The sequence below is a fragment of the Pseudomonas sp. FSL W7-0098 genome, from assembly GCF_005930585.1.
Classification (GTDB): Bacteria; Pseudomonadota; Gammaproteobacteria; order Pseudomonadales; family Pseudomonadaceae; genus Aquipseudomonas; species Aquipseudomonas bubulae.
This window is the reverse complement of sequence record NZ_RXHW01000004.1, coordinates 270,300-288,438: the sequence shown is the minus strand read 5'-3', so window position 1 is coordinate 288,438 and position 18,139 is coordinate 270,300. Positions and strand designations below refer to the sequence as shown.

At 59.1% G+C, this 18,139-nt stretch carries 17 protein-coding genes; 8 read left to right on the top strand and 9 right to left on the bottom strand.

Annotated elements, in window-relative coordinates; genetic code table 11:
• Positions 1 to 2 precede the first annotated feature (2 nt).
• Entirely contained in the window at positions 3 to 1,787 is a 1,785-nt protein-coding gene (locus FHL07_RS09505) for a GMC family oxidoreductase (protein WP_094999640.1), read from the top strand.
• 12 nt (positions 1,788 to 1,799) lie between these two features.
• Positions 1,800 to 3,050, top strand: coding sequence for a cytochrome c (locus tag FHL07_RS09500; protein ID WP_095026757.1), 1,251 nt, complete (start codon positions 1,800 to 1,802; stop codon positions 3,048 to 3,050).
• A 107-nt stretch (positions 3,051 to 3,157) separates the two neighbouring features.
• Here FHL07_RS09500 and FHL07_RS09495 read toward each other — a convergent pair whose 3' ends face one another.
• Positions 3,158 to 3,799 carry a transporter substrate-binding domain-containing protein gene (locus tag FHL07_RS09495; RefSeq protein WP_094999642.1) on the bottom strand — a complete coding sequence of 214 codons (642 nt, stop codon included), beginning with the start codon at positions 3,797 to 3,799 and terminating at the stop codon, positions 3,158 to 3,160.
• Between the two features lie 139 nt (positions 3,800 to 3,938).
• On the opposite strand from FHL07_RS09495, the gene FHL07_RS09490 reads away from it, so the two are divergent.
• Positions 3,939 to 4,376: a DUF4399 domain-containing protein gene (locus FHL07_RS09490; protein WP_094999643.1), complete on the top strand. Its 438-nt coding sequence runs from the start codon at positions 3,939 to 3,941 to the stop codon at positions 4,374 to 4,376.
• A gap of 58 nt (positions 4,377 to 4,434) precedes the next feature.
• Here FHL07_RS09490 and serA read toward each other — a convergent pair whose 3' ends face one another.
• Complete coding sequence (serA, locus tag FHL07_RS09485) at positions 4,435 to 5,664, bottom strand: phosphoglycerate dehydrogenase (protein WP_083369705.1); 1,230 nt, start codon at positions 5,662 to 5,664, stop codon at positions 4,435 to 4,437.
• 206 nt (positions 5,665 to 5,870) lie between these two features.
• Between serA and FHL07_RS09480 the strand changes: the two genes are divergently transcribed.
• Positions 5,871 to 7,265, top strand: a complete 1,395-nt coding sequence (locus FHL07_RS09480) for an FAD-binding oxidoreductase (protein ID WP_094999644.1) — start codon at positions 5,871 to 5,873, stop codon at positions 7,263 to 7,265.
• A 31-nt stretch (positions 7,266 to 7,296) separates the two neighbouring features.
• On the top strand, positions 7,297 to 7,962 hold the full coding sequence (locus tag FHL07_RS09475) for a fumarylacetoacetate hydrolase family protein (protein ID WP_138738409.1): 666 nt from the start codon (positions 7,297 to 7,299) through the stop codon (positions 7,960 to 7,962).
• A 51-nt stretch (positions 7,963 to 8,013) separates the two neighbouring features.
• Here FHL07_RS09475 and FHL07_RS09470 read toward each other — a convergent pair whose 3' ends face one another.
• Genes FHL07_RS09470 through FHL07_RS09460 form a run of 3 tightly spaced genes read right to left on the bottom strand, consistent with a single transcriptional unit; the run spans position 8,014 to position 10,637 of the window.
• Entirely contained in the window at positions 8,014 to 8,985 is a 972-nt protein-coding gene (locus FHL07_RS09470; RefSeq protein WP_095020616.1) for a thymidylate synthase, read from the bottom strand.
• 53 nt (positions 8,986 to 9,038) lie between these two features.
• Positions 9,039 to 9,842: a prolipoprotein diacylglyceryl transferase gene (gene lgt / locus FHL07_RS09465; protein WP_094999647.1), complete on the bottom strand. Its 804-nt coding sequence runs from the start codon at positions 9,840 to 9,842 to the stop codon at positions 9,039 to 9,041.
• Positions 9,843 to 9,854: 12 nt separating this feature from the next.
• Positions 9,855 to 10,637, bottom strand: coding sequence for a sulfite exporter TauE/SafE family protein (locus FHL07_RS09460; protein WP_138738408.1), 783 nt, complete (start codon positions 10,635 to 10,637; stop codon positions 9,855 to 9,857).
• A 129-nt stretch (positions 10,638 to 10,766) separates the two neighbouring features.
• Between FHL07_RS09460 and FHL07_RS09455 the strand changes: the two genes are divergently transcribed.
• Entirely contained in the window at positions 10,767 to 11,513 is a 747-nt protein-coding gene (locus FHL07_RS09455; RefSeq protein ID WP_095017900.1) for an NRDE family protein, read from the top strand.
• Positions 11,514 to 11,570: 57 nt separating this feature from the next.
• Here FHL07_RS09455 and ptsP read toward each other — a convergent pair whose 3' ends face one another.
• Both ptsP and FHL07_RS09445 read right to left on the bottom strand, forming a co-directional pair.
• The gene (gene ptsP / locus FHL07_RS09450; RefSeq protein ID WP_094999650.1) at positions 11,571 to 13,850 is read right to left on the bottom strand and encodes a phosphoenolpyruvate--protein phosphotransferase; all 2,280 of its coding nucleotides are present in this window, start codon (positions 13,848 to 13,850) and stop codon (positions 11,571 to 11,573) included.
• A 21-nt stretch (positions 13,851 to 13,871) separates the two neighbouring features.
• Positions 13,872 to 14,351, bottom strand: coding sequence for an RNA pyrophosphohydrolase (locus FHL07_RS09445; protein WP_019828104.1), 480 nt, complete (start codon positions 14,349 to 14,351; stop codon positions 13,872 to 13,874).
• 143 nt (positions 14,352 to 14,494) lie between these two features.
• Here FHL07_RS09445 and FHL07_RS09440 point away from each other — a divergent pair, with 143 nt between their 5' ends.
• The gene (locus tag FHL07_RS09440; RefSeq protein WP_095017899.1) at positions 14,495 to 15,151 is read left to right on the top strand and encodes a histidinol-phosphatase; all 657 of its coding nucleotides are present in this window, start codon (positions 14,495 to 14,497) and stop codon (positions 15,149 to 15,151) included.
• Positions 15,152 to 15,260: 109 nt separating this feature from the next.
• Here the strand turns inward: FHL07_RS09440 and FHL07_RS09430 are convergent, their stop codons facing one another.
• A complete protein-coding gene (locus tag FHL07_RS09430; RefSeq protein ID WP_138738407.1) occupies positions 15,261 to 15,689 on the bottom strand; it encodes a DUF2269 family protein in 429 nt (142 codons plus the stop codon).
• Between the two features lie 40 nt (positions 15,690 to 15,729).
• Positions 15,730 to 17,244, bottom strand: a complete 1,515-nt coding sequence (gene ilvA, locus FHL07_RS09425; RefSeq protein WP_094999653.1) for a threonine ammonia-lyase, biosynthetic — start codon at positions 17,242 to 17,244, stop codon at positions 15,730 to 15,732.
• A gap of 143 nt (positions 17,245 to 17,387) precedes the next feature.
• Here ilvA and rpiA point away from each other — a divergent pair, with 143 nt between their 5' ends.
• Positions 17,388 to 18,059 carry a ribose-5-phosphate isomerase RpiA gene (gene rpiA, locus FHL07_RS09420; RefSeq protein WP_048361307.1) on the top strand — a complete coding sequence of 224 codons (672 nt, stop codon included), beginning with the start codon at positions 17,388 to 17,390 and terminating at the stop codon, positions 18,057 to 18,059.
• The last annotated feature ends 80 nt before the right edge of the window (positions 18,060 to 18,139 follow it).

Here is an 18,139-nt window from a genome sequence, read left to right as displayed (position 1 = left end):
GCATGTCGACCGTTATGAAAAAAGTTGATGCAGTAATCGTTGGTTTCGGTTGGACCGGCGCGATCATGGCCAAAGAGCTGACCGAAGCCGGCCTGAATGTTGTGGCCCTGGAGCGCGGTCCGATGCAGGACACCTATCCAGACGGCAACTATCCACAGGTCATCGACGAACTTACCTACAGCGTGCGCAAAAAGCTGTTCCAGGACGTCTCCAAAGAAACCGTCACCATTCGCCATAGCGTCAATGACGTGGCCCTGCCCAACCGCCAGTTGGGCGCTTTCCTGCCGGGTAACGGTGTGGGCGGTGCAGGCTTGCACTGGTCGGGTGTGCACTTTCGGGTCGACCCGATCGAACTGCGCATGCGCAGCCATTACGAAGAGCGTTACGGCAAGAACTTTATCCCCAAGGACATGACCATCCAGGACTTCGGCGTCAGCTACGAAGAGCTGGAGCCGTTCTTCGACTATGCCGAAAAGGTTTTTGGTACGTCGGGTCAGGCCTGGACCGTCAATGGCCAACGGGTCGGTGAAGGCAAGGGCGGCAACCCTTATGCGCCGGACCGTTCGGACCACTTTCCGTTGGTGTCGCAGAAGAACACCTACTCCGCACAGCTGTTTCAGAAAGCGGCCAATGAGGTTGGCTACAAGCCTTATAACCTGCCGTCGGCAAACACCTCCGGGCCATACACCAACCCCTATGGCGCGCAGATGGGTCCGTGCAACTTCTGCGGTTTTTGCAGCGGTTATGTCTGCTACATGTATTCCAAGGCATCGCCCAACGTAAACATTCTTCCTGCCCTGAAGCCGTTGCCGAACTTCGAGCTGCGCCCGAATGCCCATGTGATCCGGGTCAACCTGGACAGCAGCAAAACCAAGGCTACCGGCGTGACCTATATCGATGCCCTGGGCCGAGAAATCGAGCAGCAGGCCGATCTGGTGATCCTGGGCGCGTTCCAGTTCCACAATGTGCGTCTGATGTTGTTGTCGGGCATTGGCAAGCCGTATGACCCGAAAACCGGCGAAGGTGTTGTCGGTAAAAACTTTGCTTACCAGAACATGGGCACCATCAAGGCCTACTTCGACAAAGACGTGCACACCAATAACTTTATCGGTGCAGGCGGCAATGGCGTGGCAATTGATGATTTCAACGCCGACAACTTCGACCACGGGCCGCACGGTTTTGTCGGCGGCTCGCCGATGTGGGTCAACCAGGCCGGTAGCCGGCCGATTGCAGGCACGTCCAACCCGCCGGGTACGCCGGCCTGGGGCAGCGCGTGGAAGCGTGCAACCGCCGATTACTACACTCACCAAGTGTCGATGGACGCCCACGGTGCGCATCAGTCCTACCGTGGCAACTACCTCGATCTGGACCCGGTGTATCGCGATGCCTACGGCCAGCCGTTGCTACGCATGACGTTCGACTGGCAAGAAAACGACATCAAGATGAACCGTTTCATGATGGAAAAAATGGGCAAGATCGCCGAAGCGATGAACCCCAAGGCCATTGCGCGTATCGGCAAACAAGTGGGTGACCACTTCAATACGTCGTCGTACCAGACCACCCACCTTAATGGTGGAGCGATCATGGGGACCAACCCGAAAACCAGTGCACTGAACCGTTACCTGCAAAGCTGGGACGTGCACAACGTGTTTGTGCCGGGTGCATCGGCTTTCCCACAAGGTTTGGGCTACAACCCTACGGGGCTGGTGGCTGCATTGACCTATTGGTCGGCGCGGGCAATCCGTGAGCAGTATCTGAAGAACCCCGGCCCACTGGTTCAGGCATAAGGAGCGATGACCATGAAAGCACTTGTTATCGCAACCCTGAGCCTGCTCGCCAGCTTTTCGGCGGTGGCCGCTGAAAGCGACCCGCAGGCGTTGATCAAACAAGGTGAATATCTCGCCCGTGCCGGTGACTGCGTGGCGTGCCATACGGCCAAGGGCGGCAAGCCGTTCGCCGGTGGCCTGGCGATGGAGACGCCGATCGGCACCATTTATTCGACTAACATCACGCCAGACAAAAACGGCATTGGCACTTACAGCTTTGAAGATTTCGACAAAGCCGTGCGTCACGGTGTTGCGCAGAACGGCAGCACCTTGTATCCGGCCATGCCGTATCCGTCCTATGCACGGGTCAACGAGGCCGATATGCGGGCGTTGTATGCCTACTTCATGAAGGGCGTTAAACCTGTCGAGCAAGCGAACCAGGAAGCCGATATCCCGTGGCCGTTGAGCATGCGCTGGCCGCTGGCGATCTGGCGCTGGCTGTTTGCCCCTGCGGTTGAAGATTTCAAGCCGCAAGCCGGGCAGGACGCGGTAGTTAGTCGTGGGGCGTATCTGGTGGAAGGCTTGGGCCACTGCGGTGCATGCCATACGCCACGGGCCCTGACCATGCAGGAAAAAGCCTTGAGCGCCAGTGATAGCCCGGCATTTCTGTCAGGCAGTGCACCGCTGGAAGGCTGGATCGCGAAGAACCTGCGCGGTGATCACAAGGACGGTCTGGGCAGCTGGAGCGAAGACCAGCTGGTGCAGTTCCTCAAGACCGGTCGCAGTGATCGCAGTGCGGTATTTGGCGGCATGAGCGATGTGATCGTACACAGCATGCAGTACATGTCCGACGCTGATCTGACGGCCATTGCCCGTTACCTGAAGTCGTTGCCAGCGGTGAATCCGGCTGACAAACCGCATCAGTACAACCCGGCAGTGGCGGATGCCCTGTGGAACGGTGATGACAGCAAGCGTGGCGCTGCGGTGTACATCGACAACTGTGCGGCTTGCCATCGTACCGACGGTCACGGCTATACCCGTGTGTTCCCTGCCCTGGCGGGCAATCCGGTATTGCAGTCGGCCGACCCGACGTCGTTGATACATATCGTGCTTAAGGGGGGGACGTTGCCTGCAACGCATACAGCGCCATCGACGTTCACCATGCCCGCTTTCGACTGGCGTTTGTCGGATCAGGAAGTGGCCGATGTGGTCAATTTCATCCGCACCAGTTGGGGCAACCAGGCGGCTGAGGTGAAGGCCGGGGATGTGAAGGCGATTCGTTAACCCTGAGTATTCGGTGGGAGCGGGCTTGCTCGCGATGCAGACAACTCGGTATGCCTGACTTACCGAGTCGCTCCCATCGCGGGCAAGCCTGCTCCCACATTGGGTATTCAGGGCTGTCTTGCAGACATCCCGAACCACTTCTGCGACAACGCCTCCAGCCTCCCGTCTGCCTTGATCCGCTGCAAGGCCTTGTCCAGGCTGGCCTGGAACGCCGGGTTGCCTTTCTGGAAGGGGATCACCAGGGCAACCTCCTCATCTGTGACCGGCGTTTTCTGCGCCACCGTGACCAATGGCCCACGTTCGACAAACCCATTGCCCTGAGCTACGCCTAAAGTCTGGCCTTGAAACATTGCAAGGCTGTTGAGTGAGCGCGGCTGCTCTTGCCGGGCAATCGTCTGCGCTGGCAGATGGCTGTAAGGTTCGCTGAAATCGAACCGATCCTGGAGTTCCTGGGTCAAAGCCACATGATTGATCGCGACATCGTATTTACCGCTCTCAACCCCTGACAGCAAGTCAGCGTTATCGGTGACCAGAATGGAGGAATGTACTTCCAGTTCCTGAGCCAGCAACTCGGCCAGTTCAACGTCAAAGCCGGTCAGACGCCCGTCCTGCTTGAAGCTGAACGGTGCCATGTCGGCTTCCAGGGCTATGCGCAGTTCACCACGGTCATTGATGTCGTCGATCAGTTCGGCCTGAGCAAAAGGGCTCGCCAGTGGCAGTAAAAGCATCAGGCCCGGCAATAAACGCATGGTCACTCCTTTGGTTGGGATGCAAGCGAATCGCATTTAACGTTCGCTTTGCTTTATGTTGGTCACTTGCGGGGTTGGACAACGGTTTGGCTCTAAGTTGTCAGGCACCGAAGAATTTTGCAAAAAACCGGAGAAAAAAATGAAAGCTCTACTGTCTCGTGTTGCGCTGGCTTCTGTATTGATGGGCGCTTCGGTCATGGCCACAGCGGCTGGCCTGGAATCGGAGCCTGCACCAAAAGGCGCCAAAGTGTTTATCGTCGAACCTAAAGACGGTGCCACGGTTGATCAAACTTTCACCGTTAAATTCGGTATTGAAGGCATGCCTCTGGCGCCTATCACCGAGGCCACGCCGCATGCGGGCCATCACCACCTGCTGATCGATGTCGACCAGTTGCCGGCCGAGAACGCACCGATCCCGGCCGATGCCAACCATATCCATTTCGGCAAGGCCCAGACCGAAACCCAGGTCACCCTGCCACCTGGCAAGCACACCCTGCAACTGGTGCTGGGTAACCAGGTTCATGTGCCGTTCAAGCCAAGCATCGTGTCGGAAAAAATCACGGTTAATGTGAAATAAGCTTTTTCGACGCATAAAAAAGGGAGACCCGAGGGTCTCCCTTTTTAGTGAGAGGCGTTTAGAACAACACGCGGCAGCGAATAGTGCCGTTGATGGTCTGCAGCTTCTCTTGCGCCAGGTCCGAAGACTCGGCGTCGACGTCGATCACTACATAGCCAACTTTCTCGTTGGTTTGCAGGAATTGGCCGGAGATGTTGATCCCGTTTTCGGCGAAGATCTTGTTGATCTCGCTCATCACGCCCGGGATGTTCTGGTGGATGTGCAGCAGGCGGTGCTTGCCAGGGTGGGCCGGCAGGGCCACTTCCGGGAAGTTCACGGACGATACCGAGGTACCGTTGTCGCTGTACTTGACCAGTTTTTCTGCCACTTCCAGACCAATGTTGGCTTGCGCTTCAGCGGTAGAACCGCCGATGTGCGGGGTCAGGATCACGTTGTCCAGGCCACGCAGCGGGCTTTCGAACACGTCGTCGTTGGAGCGCGGCTCAACCGGGAACACGTCGATGGCGGCGCCGATCAGGTGCTTGTCCTTGATTGCGTCAGCCAGGGCGTCCAGCTCAACCACGGTGCCGCGAGCGGCGTTGATCAGAATGCCGCCCTTTTTAATGGCACGGATTTCTTTCTCGCCGATCATCCACTGGGTGGCTGCGGTTTCCGGTACGTGCAAGGTGACGATGTCGGACATGCCCAACAGTTCGTGCAGATTGCCGACCTGGGTGGCGTTGCCCAATGGCAGCTTGGTCACGGTGTCGTAGAAGAACACCTGCATGCCCAGACCTTCAGCCAGAACCGACAGCTGGGTACCGATCGAGCCGTAACCCACGATACCCAGCTTTTTGCCGCGGATTTCGAAGGAGTTGGCTGCGCTTTTGATCCAGCCGCCACGGTGGCAGGAAGCGTTTTTCTCAGGGATGCCACGCAACAACAGGATCGCTTCAGCCAGCACCAACTCGGCCACCGAACGGGTGTTGGAGTAAGGGGCGTTGAAAACAGCGATACCGCGTTCGCGAGCAGCGTTGAGGTCGACCTGGTTGGTGCCGATGCAGAAACAACCAACAGCGACCAGTTTCTTGGCGCAATCGAACACTTCTTCGGTCAGCTGGGTACGAGAACGGATGCCGATAAAGTGGGCATCAGCGATCTTTTCCTTCAGCTGGGCTTCAGGCAAGGAACTGGTGATGTACTCAATGCTGGTGTACCCGGCGGATTTGAGCACTTCAACAGCGGATTGGTGGACGCCTTCCAAAAGAAGGAACTTGATCTTGCTCTTATCGAGAGAAGTCTTGCTCATCTGCGTAAACCTGTGTCCCAGAGAAAAAATGGCAGGGAATGGACAGCGCGAGCTGACCTGGCCGGCGTGAAAACCGGCCCCGAGAATCGTCCTGTGGCTCGATTCTGCGGGGGGGTCGTATGCTAGCATAAGCGCCCCGCTAAACACCCATTCCTGCGACGTGAAGCGTTCTCAGGATGACCATGAATTGTTCGAGAGTTCTGTTGATGACCCATCCTGCCTTGATTGATGAGCTGAAGACCCTGGTAGAGCCTGGCAAGGTTTTGACCGACGCCGACTCCCTTAATGCTTACGGCAAGGACTGGACCAAGCATTTCGCTCCCGCCCCGTTGGCCATTGTGTTTCCGAAAACCACCGAGCAGGTGCAGGCCATCGTGCTGTGGGCCAACGCCCATGATGTGGCACTGGTACCGTCGGGTGGCCGTACCGGCCTGTCCGCTGCTGCCGTGGCCGCCAATGGCGAAGTAGTAGTGTCGTTCGACTACATGAATCAGGTGCTGGACATCAACCTGACCGACCGCACCGTGGTCTGCCAGCCTGGGGTGGTCACCGAGCATCTGCAGAACCTGGCCGAAGAAAACGGCCTGTACTACCCGGTGGACTTCGCTTCGGCTGGCTCCAGCCAGATTGGCGGCAATATCGGCACCAATGCCGGCGGCATCAAGGTGATTCGCTACGGCATGACCCGTAACTGGGTGGCCGGCATGAAAGTGGTCACCGGCAAGGGCGATGTGCTGGAGCTCAACAAGGACCTGATCAAGAACGCCACCGGCTATGACATGCGCCAGCTGTTTATCGGTGCCGAAGGCACCCTGGGCTTTGTGGTGGAAGCCACCATGCGCCTGGACCGTGCGCCGAAAAATCTGACGGCGATGGTGTTGGGCACGGCAGATTTCGATTCGATCATGCCGGTACTGCACGCCTTCCAGAACAAGCTCGATCTGACGGCTTTCGAGTTCTTCTCCGACAAGGCGCTGGCCAAGGTCATGGGTCGTGGCGACGTGCCTTCCCCGTTTGAAACCGACTGTCCGTTCTATGCGCTGCTGGAATTCGAGGCGACCACTGAAGAGGTTGCCAATGCGGCACTGGAAACCTTCGAGCACTGCATGGAAGAAGGCTGGGTACTTGATGGCGTGATGAGCCAGAGCGAAACCCAACTGCAGAACCTGTGGAAACTGCGCGAGTACATCTCGGAGACCATTTCCCACTGGACGCCATACAAAAACGACATTTCGGTCACCGTGTCGAAAGTCCCGGCATTTTTGAAAGAAATTGACGCGATCGTCGGCGAACACTACCCGGATTTCGAAATTGTCTGGTTCGGCCACATTGGCGACGGCAACCTGCATCTAAACATCCTCAAGCCCGAAAACCTGAGCAAGGATGAGTTCTTCGCCAAGTGCGCGACGGTGAACAAGTGGGTGTTTGAAACCGTTGAGAAATACAACGGCTCGATCTCTGCCGAGCATGGCGTGGGCATGACCAAGCGTGACTACCTGACCTACAGCCGTTCGCCGGTTGAGATCGAGTACATGAAAGCGCTCAAGGCCGTTTTCGACCCTAAAGGCATCATGAACCCCGGCAAGATTTTTGCGGTTTAAAGTTAACGGTATTCAATAGCGGAGTCTGTCCATGAGCTATCAGCACCAGTATGTCGACGGTACCCGGATCCACTTTCCGATCGGTAAAGTGGTGTGCATCGGCCGCAACTATGCCGAGCACGCCAAAGAGCTGGACAACCCGATCCCGACCGAGCCCCTGCTCTTCATCAAACCGGGCAGTTGTGTCGTGCCACTGGAAGGCGGCTTTGCGATCCCCACCGAGCGCGGTTCGGTGCATTACGAAGCCGAAATTTCGGTACTGATCGGCAAGCCCCTGTCGAACAACCCGAGCGCCGAAGAAGTGCTGGATGCGATCTCCGGTTTTGCCCCTGGCCTGGACCTGACCCTGCGCGACAAACAGGCCGAGCTCAAAGGCAAAGGCCTGCCGTGGGAAATTGCCAAGTCGTTCGATGGCGCCTGTGTGCTGGCTCCTTTCGTACAGAGCAGCACTTTTGCTGACCTGGCCGATATCGGCATTCGTTTGACCATCAATGGCGAAGTGCGTCAGGACGGTAATAGCGCCCTGATGCTCAACCCGATCGTACCGATGATCCAGTACATGGCTGCGTGCTTCTCGCTACAAGCCGGTGATGTGATCATGACTGGCACACCGGTGGGCGTCGGCCCACTGAATGTGGGCGATGAGCTGGTGCTGGAGCTGACGGGCGTTAGCCGCTTCGAGAGCCGCGTTCGTTAGTCCGGGCCTGGCAATTGAAACAGCCTGTGGCAACGTCCACAGGCTTTGGCATTACACCGCCATTGGCGCGGTCATTGGCGCGTGGTGCTGGTAGCCTTCGAGGCTGAAGTCGCCCGGCTCGATCATCCCCAGCCACTCTGGCTGGTACACGCCGGTCTTGGCGAATTCCGGTACGCGGTCCGAGATTACTAGTTTGGGCATCGGGAACGGCTCGCGGGTGAGCTGCTCGTTAAGCATGTCCAGGTGGTTTTCGTACACGTGGGCATCGCCGATAAAGTAGGTGAACCAGCGTGGTGTATAGCCGGTCAGGCGGCCGATCAGGCTCAGCAGCGCAGCGCCTTCGGTCAGGTTGAACGGTGTCCCCAGGCCCAGGTCGTTGGAGCGGATGTAGAGGGTCAGGGAAATCTCCCTGGTCTCGACATTCGGGTGGAACTGGTACAGCAGGTGGCACGGTGGCAGGGCCATTTCGTCGAGCTGGGCGCAGTTCCAGCCGTGGAACAGGATACGGCGGCTGCCCGGGTCATTGATGATGGTGTCGACGCACTGGCGTACCTGGTCGATGGCCTTGTACAGCACCACATAGGCCTGGCCGTCTTCTTCGCCTTCGGCAATCTGACGATAGCCCTGGCTCAGGCACAACTCGATAGCGGCCACATTGCTGCGATCAACTTGCTTGTAGGCCGGCCATTTGCGCCATTGCACACCGTAGATCTCGCCAAGGTCGTCTTCGCCCTGACGGAACGGGTTGGCCAGCCACTGGGCGTTTTCGTTGGCGTTCTGGTCCCACACCTTGCAGCCCAATGCGCGGAAGTCTGCAGCGCTATTGACCGGGCGCAAGAAACCGCACATCTCGCCAATGGCCGATTTGAACGCCATACGCCGGGTGGTGATGGCCGGGAAGCCTTCCTTGAGGTCATAGCGCAGCATGGCGCCGGGCAGGCTGATGGTTTTTACGCCGGTACGGTTGGCTTGCAGGGTGCCGTTTTTAATGACGTTGGCAACGAGGTCGAGATATTGCTTCATGGTTTTCCTACCGTTTGAATGCGGGGCTCTATAAGCCCCGCCATCCGAATGTATTACGCAGCTTTTTGAGCCGCTGGATCGCGGTGGTAAGCCCACCAGATCAGGAACAGGCCGCCCGCGATCATCGGGATACAGAGAATTTGCCCCATCGTCACCCAGCCGAACGCGAGATAACCCAATTGGGCATCCGGCACACGGACGAATTCGACGATAAAGCGGAAGATGCCGTAGAACAGGGCGAACATCCCGGAAACCGCCATGGTTGGACGGGGTTTGCGCGAGTACAGCCAAAGAATCAGGAAGAGTGCCACACCTTCGAGGGCGAACTGGTAAAGCTGCGACGGATGACGCGCCAGTTGTTGTGGGTCGGTAGGGAAGATCATCGCCCACGGCACATCGCTGGCCTTGCCCCACAGTTCGGCGTTGATAAAGTTGCCGATGCGCCCTGCACCCAGGCCAATGGGCACTACAGGGGCGATAAAGTCCATGATCTGGAAGAATGACTTGCCGTTGCGCTTGCCAAAACCCCACACCGCCAGCATCACGCCGATCAGGCCGCCGTGGAACGCCATGCCGCCTTTCCACACTTCAAAAATCAGCAGCGGGTTGGCGATATAGGCGCTCAGGTCGTAAAACAGCACATAGCCCAGGCGCCCGCCGACAATCACGCCCATGGCCACCCAGAACACCAGGTCGGAGAGTTTCTCCTTGGTCCAGGTCGGGTCGAAGCGGTTGAGGCGGCGTGACAGGATCAGCCAGGCAGCGCCAATGCCGATCAGGTACATCAAGCCGTACCAATGGATTTTCAGCGGGCCGATGGCCAGTGCCACCGGATCAATCTGCGGGTAAGGCAGCATTGCGACTCCTTGTTAGATCAGGAAACTCAAGCCGACACAGAACAACAGTGCGGCAAACAGCCGTTTCAGCAGGCGTGGCGAGAGCTTGTGGGCCAGTCGCGCACCGAAACGGGCGAAAAACATGCTGGTCAGGGCGATCCCGAGCAGCGCGGGCAGGTAGACAAAACCGAGACTATGCGCGGGCAGGTCGGGGTTGTGCCAGCCAATGATCATGAAACTTGCTGCACCTGCCAGTGCAATCGGCAGCCCGCAGGCTGACGACGTGGCCACGGCCTGCTGCATCGGCACGCTACGCCAGCTCAGAAATGGTACGGTCAGCGAGCCGCCGCCGATGCCGAAAATCGCCGAAGCCCAGCCAATCACCGTACCGGCCAGGGTCAGCCCGACCTTGCCAGGTACCGTGCCAGTGGCCTTGGGTTGCAAGCCCAGGGCCATCTGAATGGCGATCACCACGGCGAACACACCGATGATTTTCTGCAAGTGGGGGCCGGCAATGGCTTCTGCGGTCAACGCACCGATGCCCGCACCGATCAGGATGCCCAGCGTCATCCAGAGCACCAGAGGCCAGCGCACGGCGCCTTTTCGATGGTGCTCGCGACTCGAGTTGATCGAGGTAAAAATGATCGTGGCCAGTGACGTGCCAACGGCCAGATGGGTCAGCACCTCGCTGTCAAAACCCTGCAAGGTGAAGCTGAACACCAGCACCGGCACGATGATCAACCCGCCGCCGACCCCGAACAGCCCGGCCAGCACCCCCGCAAAACCTCCCAGTACCAGATAGAGCAGAAATTCCATGACGCCCCCCCAAATTTGATCCGCATGGTAACGGAGCAAGGGCTTTGGCTCCACTGCGCTGCACGGTATGGCGCGAGCCGCCCGAGCAATCTATAAGTAGTGTGGTTAAAAAAACATTAAGGACTGCCCATGTGTCTGATTGTCTTCGCCTGGCGCCCCGGCCATGCACAGCCTTTGGTCGTTGCGGCCAACCGCGATGAATTCTATGCCCGCCCCGCCAAACCCCTGGCGCAGTGGGCCAATGCGCCACAGGTATATGCCGGGCGCGACCTTGAAGCGGGAGGAACCTGGCTGGGCATAGGCGCCGATGGACGCTTTGCGGCCCTGACCAATATCCGCGAACCGCACAAGCCGCCTTCACGGCGCTCACGGGGCGAGCTGGTGGCAGACTTTCTCACCGGCCACCAGTCAATTGCCGAGTATTTCACCCAGGTAGGCCGACGTTCTGTCGACTATGCCGGTTTTAATCTGCTATTGGGCACCGCAGATCAGCTCTGGCATTTCAATTCCGGGGACCTGGCGCCGCAACCGCTGAGCGCGGGGATTTATGGTTTGTCCAACGGCGGGCTGGATACGCCGTGGCCCAAACTGCTCAAAGCCAAGGCCGCGCTGGCCGAGGTGCTGGACAACCCGCAGCCACAAGCGCTGCTGGCGTTGCTCAAGGATCCGCAGACGGCCCCGTTCAGCGAACTGCCGGACACCGGCGTAGGTCTGGCCACGGAGAGTCTGCTGTCGAGTGTGTTTATCACCAGCCCCAGCTATGGCACCCGTGCCAGCACCGCGCTTATTGTGAATGCAGACGGGTCAAGGGTGATGGTGGAACACAGCTTCGGGCCGCATGGGGGGCGGTTGGGAGAGGTAAGGCTGGCGGTGTGACGCTAGCCCTCACCCCAACCCTCTCCCTCCGGGAGTGGGTTAGGGTGAGGGCGCTTTTCAGTAAGGCTTGATCGCCGCCGGGTTCATCATGCGGGTCAGGCCCATGTTTTTCAGCGCCAGTTGAATGGTGCTGCGAATGACCTGCGGGTTGTCGATGGTCATCACTTCGGCCAGCAGTTCCTTGGCGCGACTCAGGCTGACCTGACGCAGCATCCATTTCACTTTCGGCAAGTTGGTGGCGTTCATCGACAGGCTGTCAAAGCCCATCGCCATCAACAAGATCGCCGCCGCCGGGTCACCGGCCATTTCTCCACAGATGCTCGCCGGCTTGCCTTCGGCATGGGCGTCACGCACCACCGACTGCAGGGCCTGCAGCACCGCCGGGTGCAGATAGTCGTACAAGTCCGCCACGCGTGGGTTGTTGCGGTCCACAGCGAGCAAATACTGGGTCAAATCGTTGGAACCCACCGACAGAAAGTCGACCTGACGGGCCAGCTCCTTGGTCTGATAAACCGCAGCCGGGATTTCGATCATCACCCCAATAGGCGGCATCGGCACGTCGGTGCCTTCGTCGCGCACTTCACCCCAGGCGCGGTGCAACAGGTGCAGGGCTTCTTCGAGTTCGTGGGTGCCCGAGATCATCGGCAGCAAGATACGCAGGTTGTTCAGGCCTTCACTGGCCTTGAGCATGGCCCGGGCCTGCACCAGAAAGATTTCAGGGTGGTCGAGGGTCACGCGAATCCCGCGCCAGCCCAGGAACGGGTTTTCTTCCTTGATCGGGAAGTAAGACAGTGACTTGTCGCCGCCGATGTCCAGGCTGCGCATGGTCACCGGTTGCGGATGGAAGGCAGATAATTGCTCGCGATAAATCGCCAGCTGCTCCTTTTCGCTGGGAAAGCGCTGGTTGATCATGAACGGCACTTCGGTGCGGTACAGACCTACGCCTTCAGCGCCACGCTGTTGTGCGCGCGCCACATCGGCCAGCAGGCCGGTATTGACCCACAGCGGCATGCGATGCCCGTCAGGGGTGATGCAGGGTAGCTCGCGCAGGGCATCAAGCCCCAGGGACAGCTGGCGCTCTTCCTCGACCACCTCGGCGTATTGCTTGCGCAGCACTTCGCTGGGGTTGGTATAGACCTCGCCGTGGTAGCCGTCGACGATCATCTGGATGCCGTCGACCCTGGAGTACGGCAGGTCGACCACGCCCATCGCCGTCGGGATACCCATGGCGCGGGCCAGGATGGCAACGTGGGAGTTGCCCGAACCCAGTACCGACACCAGGCCTGCCAGCTTGCCTTCGGGCACTTCTCCGAGCATGGTGGCCGTCAGCTCTTCGCTGACCAGAATGGTGTTGTCCGGGTAGACCATGGTTTGCTGGCGATCATGCTGCAAATAGGCCAGCAGACGACGGCCAAGGTCACGCACATCCGACGCCCGCTCACGCAGGTAGTCGTCGTCCATCAGTTCGAAACGGTTGACGTGATCGGTCACGACCTGGCGCAGCGCGCCCTGGGCCCATTGACCGGTCTTGATGACATTTTTGACTTCGCTGCCCAGCGACGCATCGTCGAGCATCATCAGGTACACATCGAACAATGCCTGTTCTTCGGGGCGCAACTGGGTGGCGAGTTTCTTGGACACCGCGCGCATATCGTTGCGCACGCCTTCCAGGGCGGTCTTGAACAACGCAATTTCGGCGGGGATATCGGTGATGGTCTTGTCGGGCACCACATCCAGATCCGCGGGTGGCAGCATCACCACGGCGGTACCCACGGCAGCACCCGGCGAACCCGGTACGCCGACGAACTTGGCTTCCTGGATGCCCTTGCCCTGACGGCCCAGGCCACGAATCGAACCCGTGGCTTCGGCGTGGGCAATAACCCCGGCCAACTGGGCGCTCATGGTCACCAGGAAGGCTTCTTCACCTTCGTCGAACTGACGGCGCTCCTTTTGCTGAATGACCAGGACCCCGACCACGCGCCGGTGGTGGATGATCGGCGCACCCAGGAAGGAGGCATAGCGCTCCTCACCGGTTTCGGCAAAGTAGCGATAGCGCGGGTGATCGGCGGCGTTTTCGAGGTTCAGAGGCTCTTCACGGGTGCCCACAAGGCCCACAAGGCCTTCGTTGGGCGCCATGCTGACTTTGCCGATCGAGCGCTTGTTCAAGCCCTCGGTGGCCATCAGGACAAAGCGGTTGGTCTCTGGATCAAGCAAATAGACCGAGCAGACCTGGCTGCTCATGGCCTCTTTGACGCGCAACACAATAATCCCCAACGCCGCCTTGAGATCCTTGGCGGAGTTAACTTCCTGGACGATCTTGCGCAGCGTATTGAGCATGGCTCGGGGTCGAACTCCGTGTCAGGCGCGCGTTAAAAGGCGCGGGGCAAGCTCTTTGAGAGCGCGACGGTAGACCTCGCGCTTGAATGTCACCACCTGGCCCAACGGGTACCAATAACTGACCCAACGCCAGCCATCGAACTCCGGTTTACCGGTCAAATCCATCCGCACCCGCTGCTCGTTGGAGACCAGGCGCAGCAAAAACCACTTTTGCTTCTGGCCGATGCACAGCGGTTGGCTGTGGGTACGTACCAGGCGTTGCGGCAAACGATAACGCAACCAGCCTCGCGTGCAGGCGAGTATTTCTACATCTTCGCGTTCAAGGCCAACTTCTTCGTTCAGCTCACGGTACAAGGCGTCTTCCGGCGTTTCGTCAGGGTTGATGCCACCCTGTGGAAACTGCCAGGCGTCTTGATTGATACGGCGAGCCCAAAGTACCTGACCAGCGTCATTTGTCAGAATAATCCCGACATTAGGGCGGAAACCATCGGGGTCGATCACGGCAACAACCTCGCAAACGCATGTCGCCGCATTGTTCCACAAAGGTTGTGAAAGCAGCAACGCGCCTTCCTGCCTTATGTGCACTCTTGTTAAAAGACCGTATTCTTGTGGCCTTTTCTCAGGCAACTCAACGGGTAACCTCAATGCGTCTGGCTTTATTCGACTTGGACAACACCCTCCTGGGCGGTGACAGCGATCACGCCTGGGGCGATTACCTGTGCCGCCGGGGCATTCTCGACGGCGACGCCTACAAGGCGCGCAACGACGCGTTCTATCAGGACTACCTGGCCGGCAAGCTGGACAACGCCGCCTACCTTAATTTCAGCATGGAAATCTTTGGCCGCCATGACATGGCGCAACTGGATCAATGGCACCGCGAATTCATGCGCGACTGCATTGATGGCCTGATGCTGCCCAAGGCCCATGCCCTGCTGGCCAAACACCGTGAAGCCGGCGACACCCTGGTGATCATCACTGCCACCAACCGCGTGATCACGGCCCCCATTGCCGAAAAACTCGGCGTGGAACATTTGATTGCCACCGAATGCGAAATCATCGATGGCCGTTACACCGGTCGCAGCACAGACGTACCGTGCTTCCGTGAAGGCAAGGTGACACGCCTGAACCGCTGGATCGAAGAAAACGGCTACAGCCTGAAAGACAGCTACTTCTACAGCGACTCGATGAACGACTTGCCGCTGCTGGAGCAGGTTGATCATCCGGTGGCGGTCGACCCGGATCCGAACTTGCGTGCGGAGGCCATCAAGCGTGGCTGGGAAGTCATCTCGCTTCGCGACTGACACACAACCTGTGGGAGCGGGCTTGCTCGCGATAAGATCGCCGCGGTTTTTCTGCAAGACCGCAGTGATGCCATCGCGAGCAAGCCCGCTCCCACACAAGCACGTGTGCTTAAACCGGCTTGGCGCCCATCAATCCCGCGATGGCGATAAAGCAGGCTGCACAAAAAATGGCCAGCACCAGGGTAAGCCACGGGTATCTGGCCATTCGCCCCAAGCGCAGACGGTTAAGGCGCACCACCAGCCACAGCCAGCTCAGGCTGCCGAGCAGGTACAAACAACTGCCCGCCAGCAGCCATATCTGGCTCAACGGCCAACCGGCCAGATGCACCAGAAACCAGCCACTGACGGGCAACGCCAGCAGACACAGGCCCATCAGCGCCCAGACAAAGCTCCAGGGCCGCTGCACCACTCCGCCTGACAGGTTCTTGTCCCCTGCCCGCCAGCGGCGAATCACCACCACCAGCAGAGCCACGGCGCTGACAAACAGCAGCAATGTCGATACGCCATGCAGCAGTTTTAACGCTGTGAACGTTTCCATTTGATTAATCCCTTGAGCCGTTCAATCAGCGTAGCGCCTATCAGCCAAGAAACAGCTGGTAGGCAGGGTTATCGCTCTCATCCCAGTACGGGTAGCCGATTTCTTCCAGCGCCGCCGGCACCAGGTGGCGCTCGTCCGCCGGTACCTGCAGGCCGGCCATGACCCGGCCATCCGCCGCGCCGTGGTTGCGGTAATGGAACATCGAGATGTTCCAGCGCCCGCCCAGCTTGTTGAGGAAGTTGAACAGCGCCCCCGGCCGCTCCGGGAACTCGAAACGGAACAGCAACTCATCGCTGACCTTCGCAGCATGGCCGCCAACCATATGACGGATATGCAACTTGGCCAGCTCGTTCTCGGTCAGGTCGACCACCGGGAAGCCCTGCTCAGTCAGACTGGCCAGCAGCGCGCTGCGGGGATCGTTCTCGGGGTGGGTCTGCACGCCAACGAAAATGTGCGCTTCGCTGCCAGTGTGGTAGCGGTAGTTGAACTCGGTGATCTGACGCTTGCCCACGGCCTGGCAGAACGCCTTGAAGCTACCCGGCACCTCAGGAATGGTCACCGCAATGATGGCTTCACGGCCTTCACCCAGCTCGGCCCGCTCGGCCACATGACGCAGTCGGTCAAAGTTGACGTTGGCACCGGAGTCGATTGCCACCAGGGTCTGGCCGCGCACGCCGCGCTGCTCGACGTACTTCTTGATTCCGGCCACGCCCAGCGCACCGGCAGGTTCGGTGATCGAGCGGGTATCGTCGAAGATATCCTTGATGGCTGCGCAGATCTCGTCAGTGCTGACGGTGATCACTTCATCCACATAGTCCTTGCAGATATCGAACGTGTGCTGGCCAATCTGCGCCACGGCCACGCCGTCGGCGAAAATCCCCACGGTTGGCAGCACCACGCGCTCGCCCGCCGCCATCGCGGCTTGCAGGCAGTTGGAGTCATCGGGCTCGACACCAATGATCTTGATGTCCGGGCGCAGGTACTTCACATACGCCGCAATACCGGCAATCAGCCCGCCGCCGCCGACCGGTACGAAGATCGCATCCAGCGGTGCCGGGTGCTGGCGCAGAATTTCCATCGCCACGGTGCCCTGCCCGGCAATGGTGTGCGGGTCATCGTAGGGGTGAACGTAGACGTAGCCTTCTTTCTCGACCAGTTGCAGCGAGTAGGCCAGCGCCTCGGGGAACGTGTCGCCATGCAGCACCACAATGCCACCACGGGAGCGCACGCCTTCGACCTTGATCTCGGGGGTGGTCTTGGGCATCACGATGGTCGCTTTGACCCCCAGCACCTTGGCCGCCAGGGCCAGGCCCTGGGCGTGATTGCCCGCTGACGCCGTCACCACGCCGCACGCGCGCTCGGCGTCGGTCAGGTGCATCAGTTTGTTGTAAGCGCCACGAATCTTGAACGAGTACACCGGCTGCAAATCTTCGCGCTTGAGCAAAATCTGGTTGCCCAACCGCTGGGTAAGCTGGTTGGCAGCTTGCAGTGGGGTTTCTACGGCAACGTCATAAACGCGCGAGGTGAGGATCTTCTTAACGTACTGTTCGAGCATCGGAAAGCTTCACTGGGCGGGTTGGCAGGGACCAAGGAGTCTACCCCAGCGTTTGCGCAGGCGACCATACGAATCCAAAGGTTTTAAAGCCTTGGGTTATACTCAGCTCCTTTCTTTTTCCCCCTTCCCGCCCCGGAGCCCGCATGACCCAGGATCAACTCAAACAGGCCGTAGCCCAGGCTGCTGTCGACTTCATCCTTCCAAAACTGGATGACAAGAGCATCGTCGGGGTCGGTACCGGCTCCACTGCCAACTGCTTTATCGATGCCCTGGCCCAGCACAAGGGCGCATTCGACGGCGCGGTTGCGAGCTCCGAAGCCACCGCCGCGCGTCTCAAGGGCCACGGCATTCCGGTGTACGAACTGAACACGGTCAGTGATCTTGAGTTCTACGTTGATGGCGCCGATGAAAGTGACGAAAACCTCAACCTGATCAAGGGCGGTGGCGCAGCCCTGACCCGCGAAAAAATCGTCGCTGCCGTGGCCAAGACCTTTATCTGCATCGCCGATGCCAGCAAGCTGGTTCCGGTGCTGGGCGCGTTCCCGCTGCCAGTTGAAGTTATTCCGATGGCCCGCAGCCACGTGGCCCGCGAGCTGGTAAAACTGGGCGGCGATCCGGTGTACCGCGAAGGTGTGGTTACGGACAACGGCAATATCATCATTGACGTGTTCAACATGCAGATCACCAACCCGGTTGAGCTGGAGCGTCAGATCAACGCCATCGTCGGTGTTGTGACCAACGGTCTGTTCGCCGCCCGCCCGGCCGACCTGCTGTTGCTGGGCACGCCTGAGGGCGTGAAAACCCTGAGCAAGTAACTGCGCCAGCAGGAAAATTTCAACTGTGGGAGCGAGCCTGCTCGCGAACGAACTTCGCGAGCAGGCTCGCTCCCACAAGA

Excerpts from the sequence above, each read along its gene's own strand:
- FHL07_RS09505 (WP_094999640.1), top strand. The coding sequence starts at position 3 with ATGTCGACCGTTATGAAAAAAGTTGATGCAGTAATCGTTGGTTTCGGT.
- FHL07_RS09500 (WP_095026757.1), top strand. The coding sequence starts at position 1,800 with ATGAAAGCACTTGTTATCGCAACCCTGAGCCTGCTCGCCAGCTTTTCG.
- FHL07_RS09495 (WP_094999642.1), bottom strand. The coding sequence starts at position 3,799 with ATGCGTTTATTGCCGGGCCTGATGCTTTTACTGCCACTGGCGAGCCCT.
- FHL07_RS09490 (WP_094999643.1), top strand. The coding sequence starts at position 3,939 with ATGAAAGCTCTACTGTCTCGTGTTGCGCTGGCTTCTGTATTGATGGGC.
- serA (WP_083369705.1), bottom strand. The coding sequence starts at position 5,664 with ATGAGCAAGACTTCTCTCGATAAGAGCAAGATCAAGTTCCTTCTTTTG.
- FHL07_RS09480 (WP_094999644.1), top strand. The coding sequence starts at position 5,871 with ATGACCCATCCTGCCTTGATTGATGAGCTGAAGACCCTGGTAGAGCCT.
- FHL07_RS09475 (WP_138738409.1), top strand. The coding sequence starts at position 7,297 with ATGAGCTATCAGCACCAGTATGTCGACGGTACCCGGATCCACTTTCCG.
- FHL07_RS09470 (WP_095020616.1), bottom strand. The coding sequence starts at position 8,985 with ATGAAGCAATATCTCGACCTCGTTGCCAACGTCATTAAAAACGGCACC.
- lgt (WP_094999647.1), bottom strand. The coding sequence starts at position 9,842 with ATGCTGCCTTACCCGCAGATTGATCCGGTGGCACTGGCCATCGGCCCG.
- FHL07_RS09460 (WP_138738408.1), bottom strand. The coding sequence starts at position 10,637 with ATGGAATTTCTGCTCTATCTGGTACTGGGAGGTTTTGCGGGGGTGCTG.
- FHL07_RS09455 (WP_095017900.1), top strand. The coding sequence starts at position 10,767 with ATGTGTCTGATTGTCTTCGCCTGGCGCCCCGGCCATGCACAGCCTTTG.
- ptsP (WP_094999650.1), bottom strand. The coding sequence starts at position 13,850 with ATGCTCAATACGCTGCGCAAGATCGTCCAGGAAGTTAACTCCGCCAAG.
- FHL07_RS09440 (WP_095017899.1), top strand. The coding sequence starts at position 14,495 with ATGCGTCTGGCTTTATTCGACTTGGACAACACCCTCCTGGGCGGTGAC.
- FHL07_RS09430 (WP_138738407.1), bottom strand. The coding sequence starts at position 15,689 with ATGGAAACGTTCACAGCGTTAAAACTGCTGCATGGCGTATCGACATTG.
- ilvA (WP_094999653.1), bottom strand. The coding sequence starts at position 17,244 with ATGCTCGAACAGTACGTTAAGAAGATCCTCACCTCGCGCGTTTATGAC.
- rpiA (WP_048361307.1), top strand. The coding sequence starts at position 17,388 with ATGACCCAGGATCAACTCAAACAGGCCGTAGCCCAGGCTGCTGTCGAC.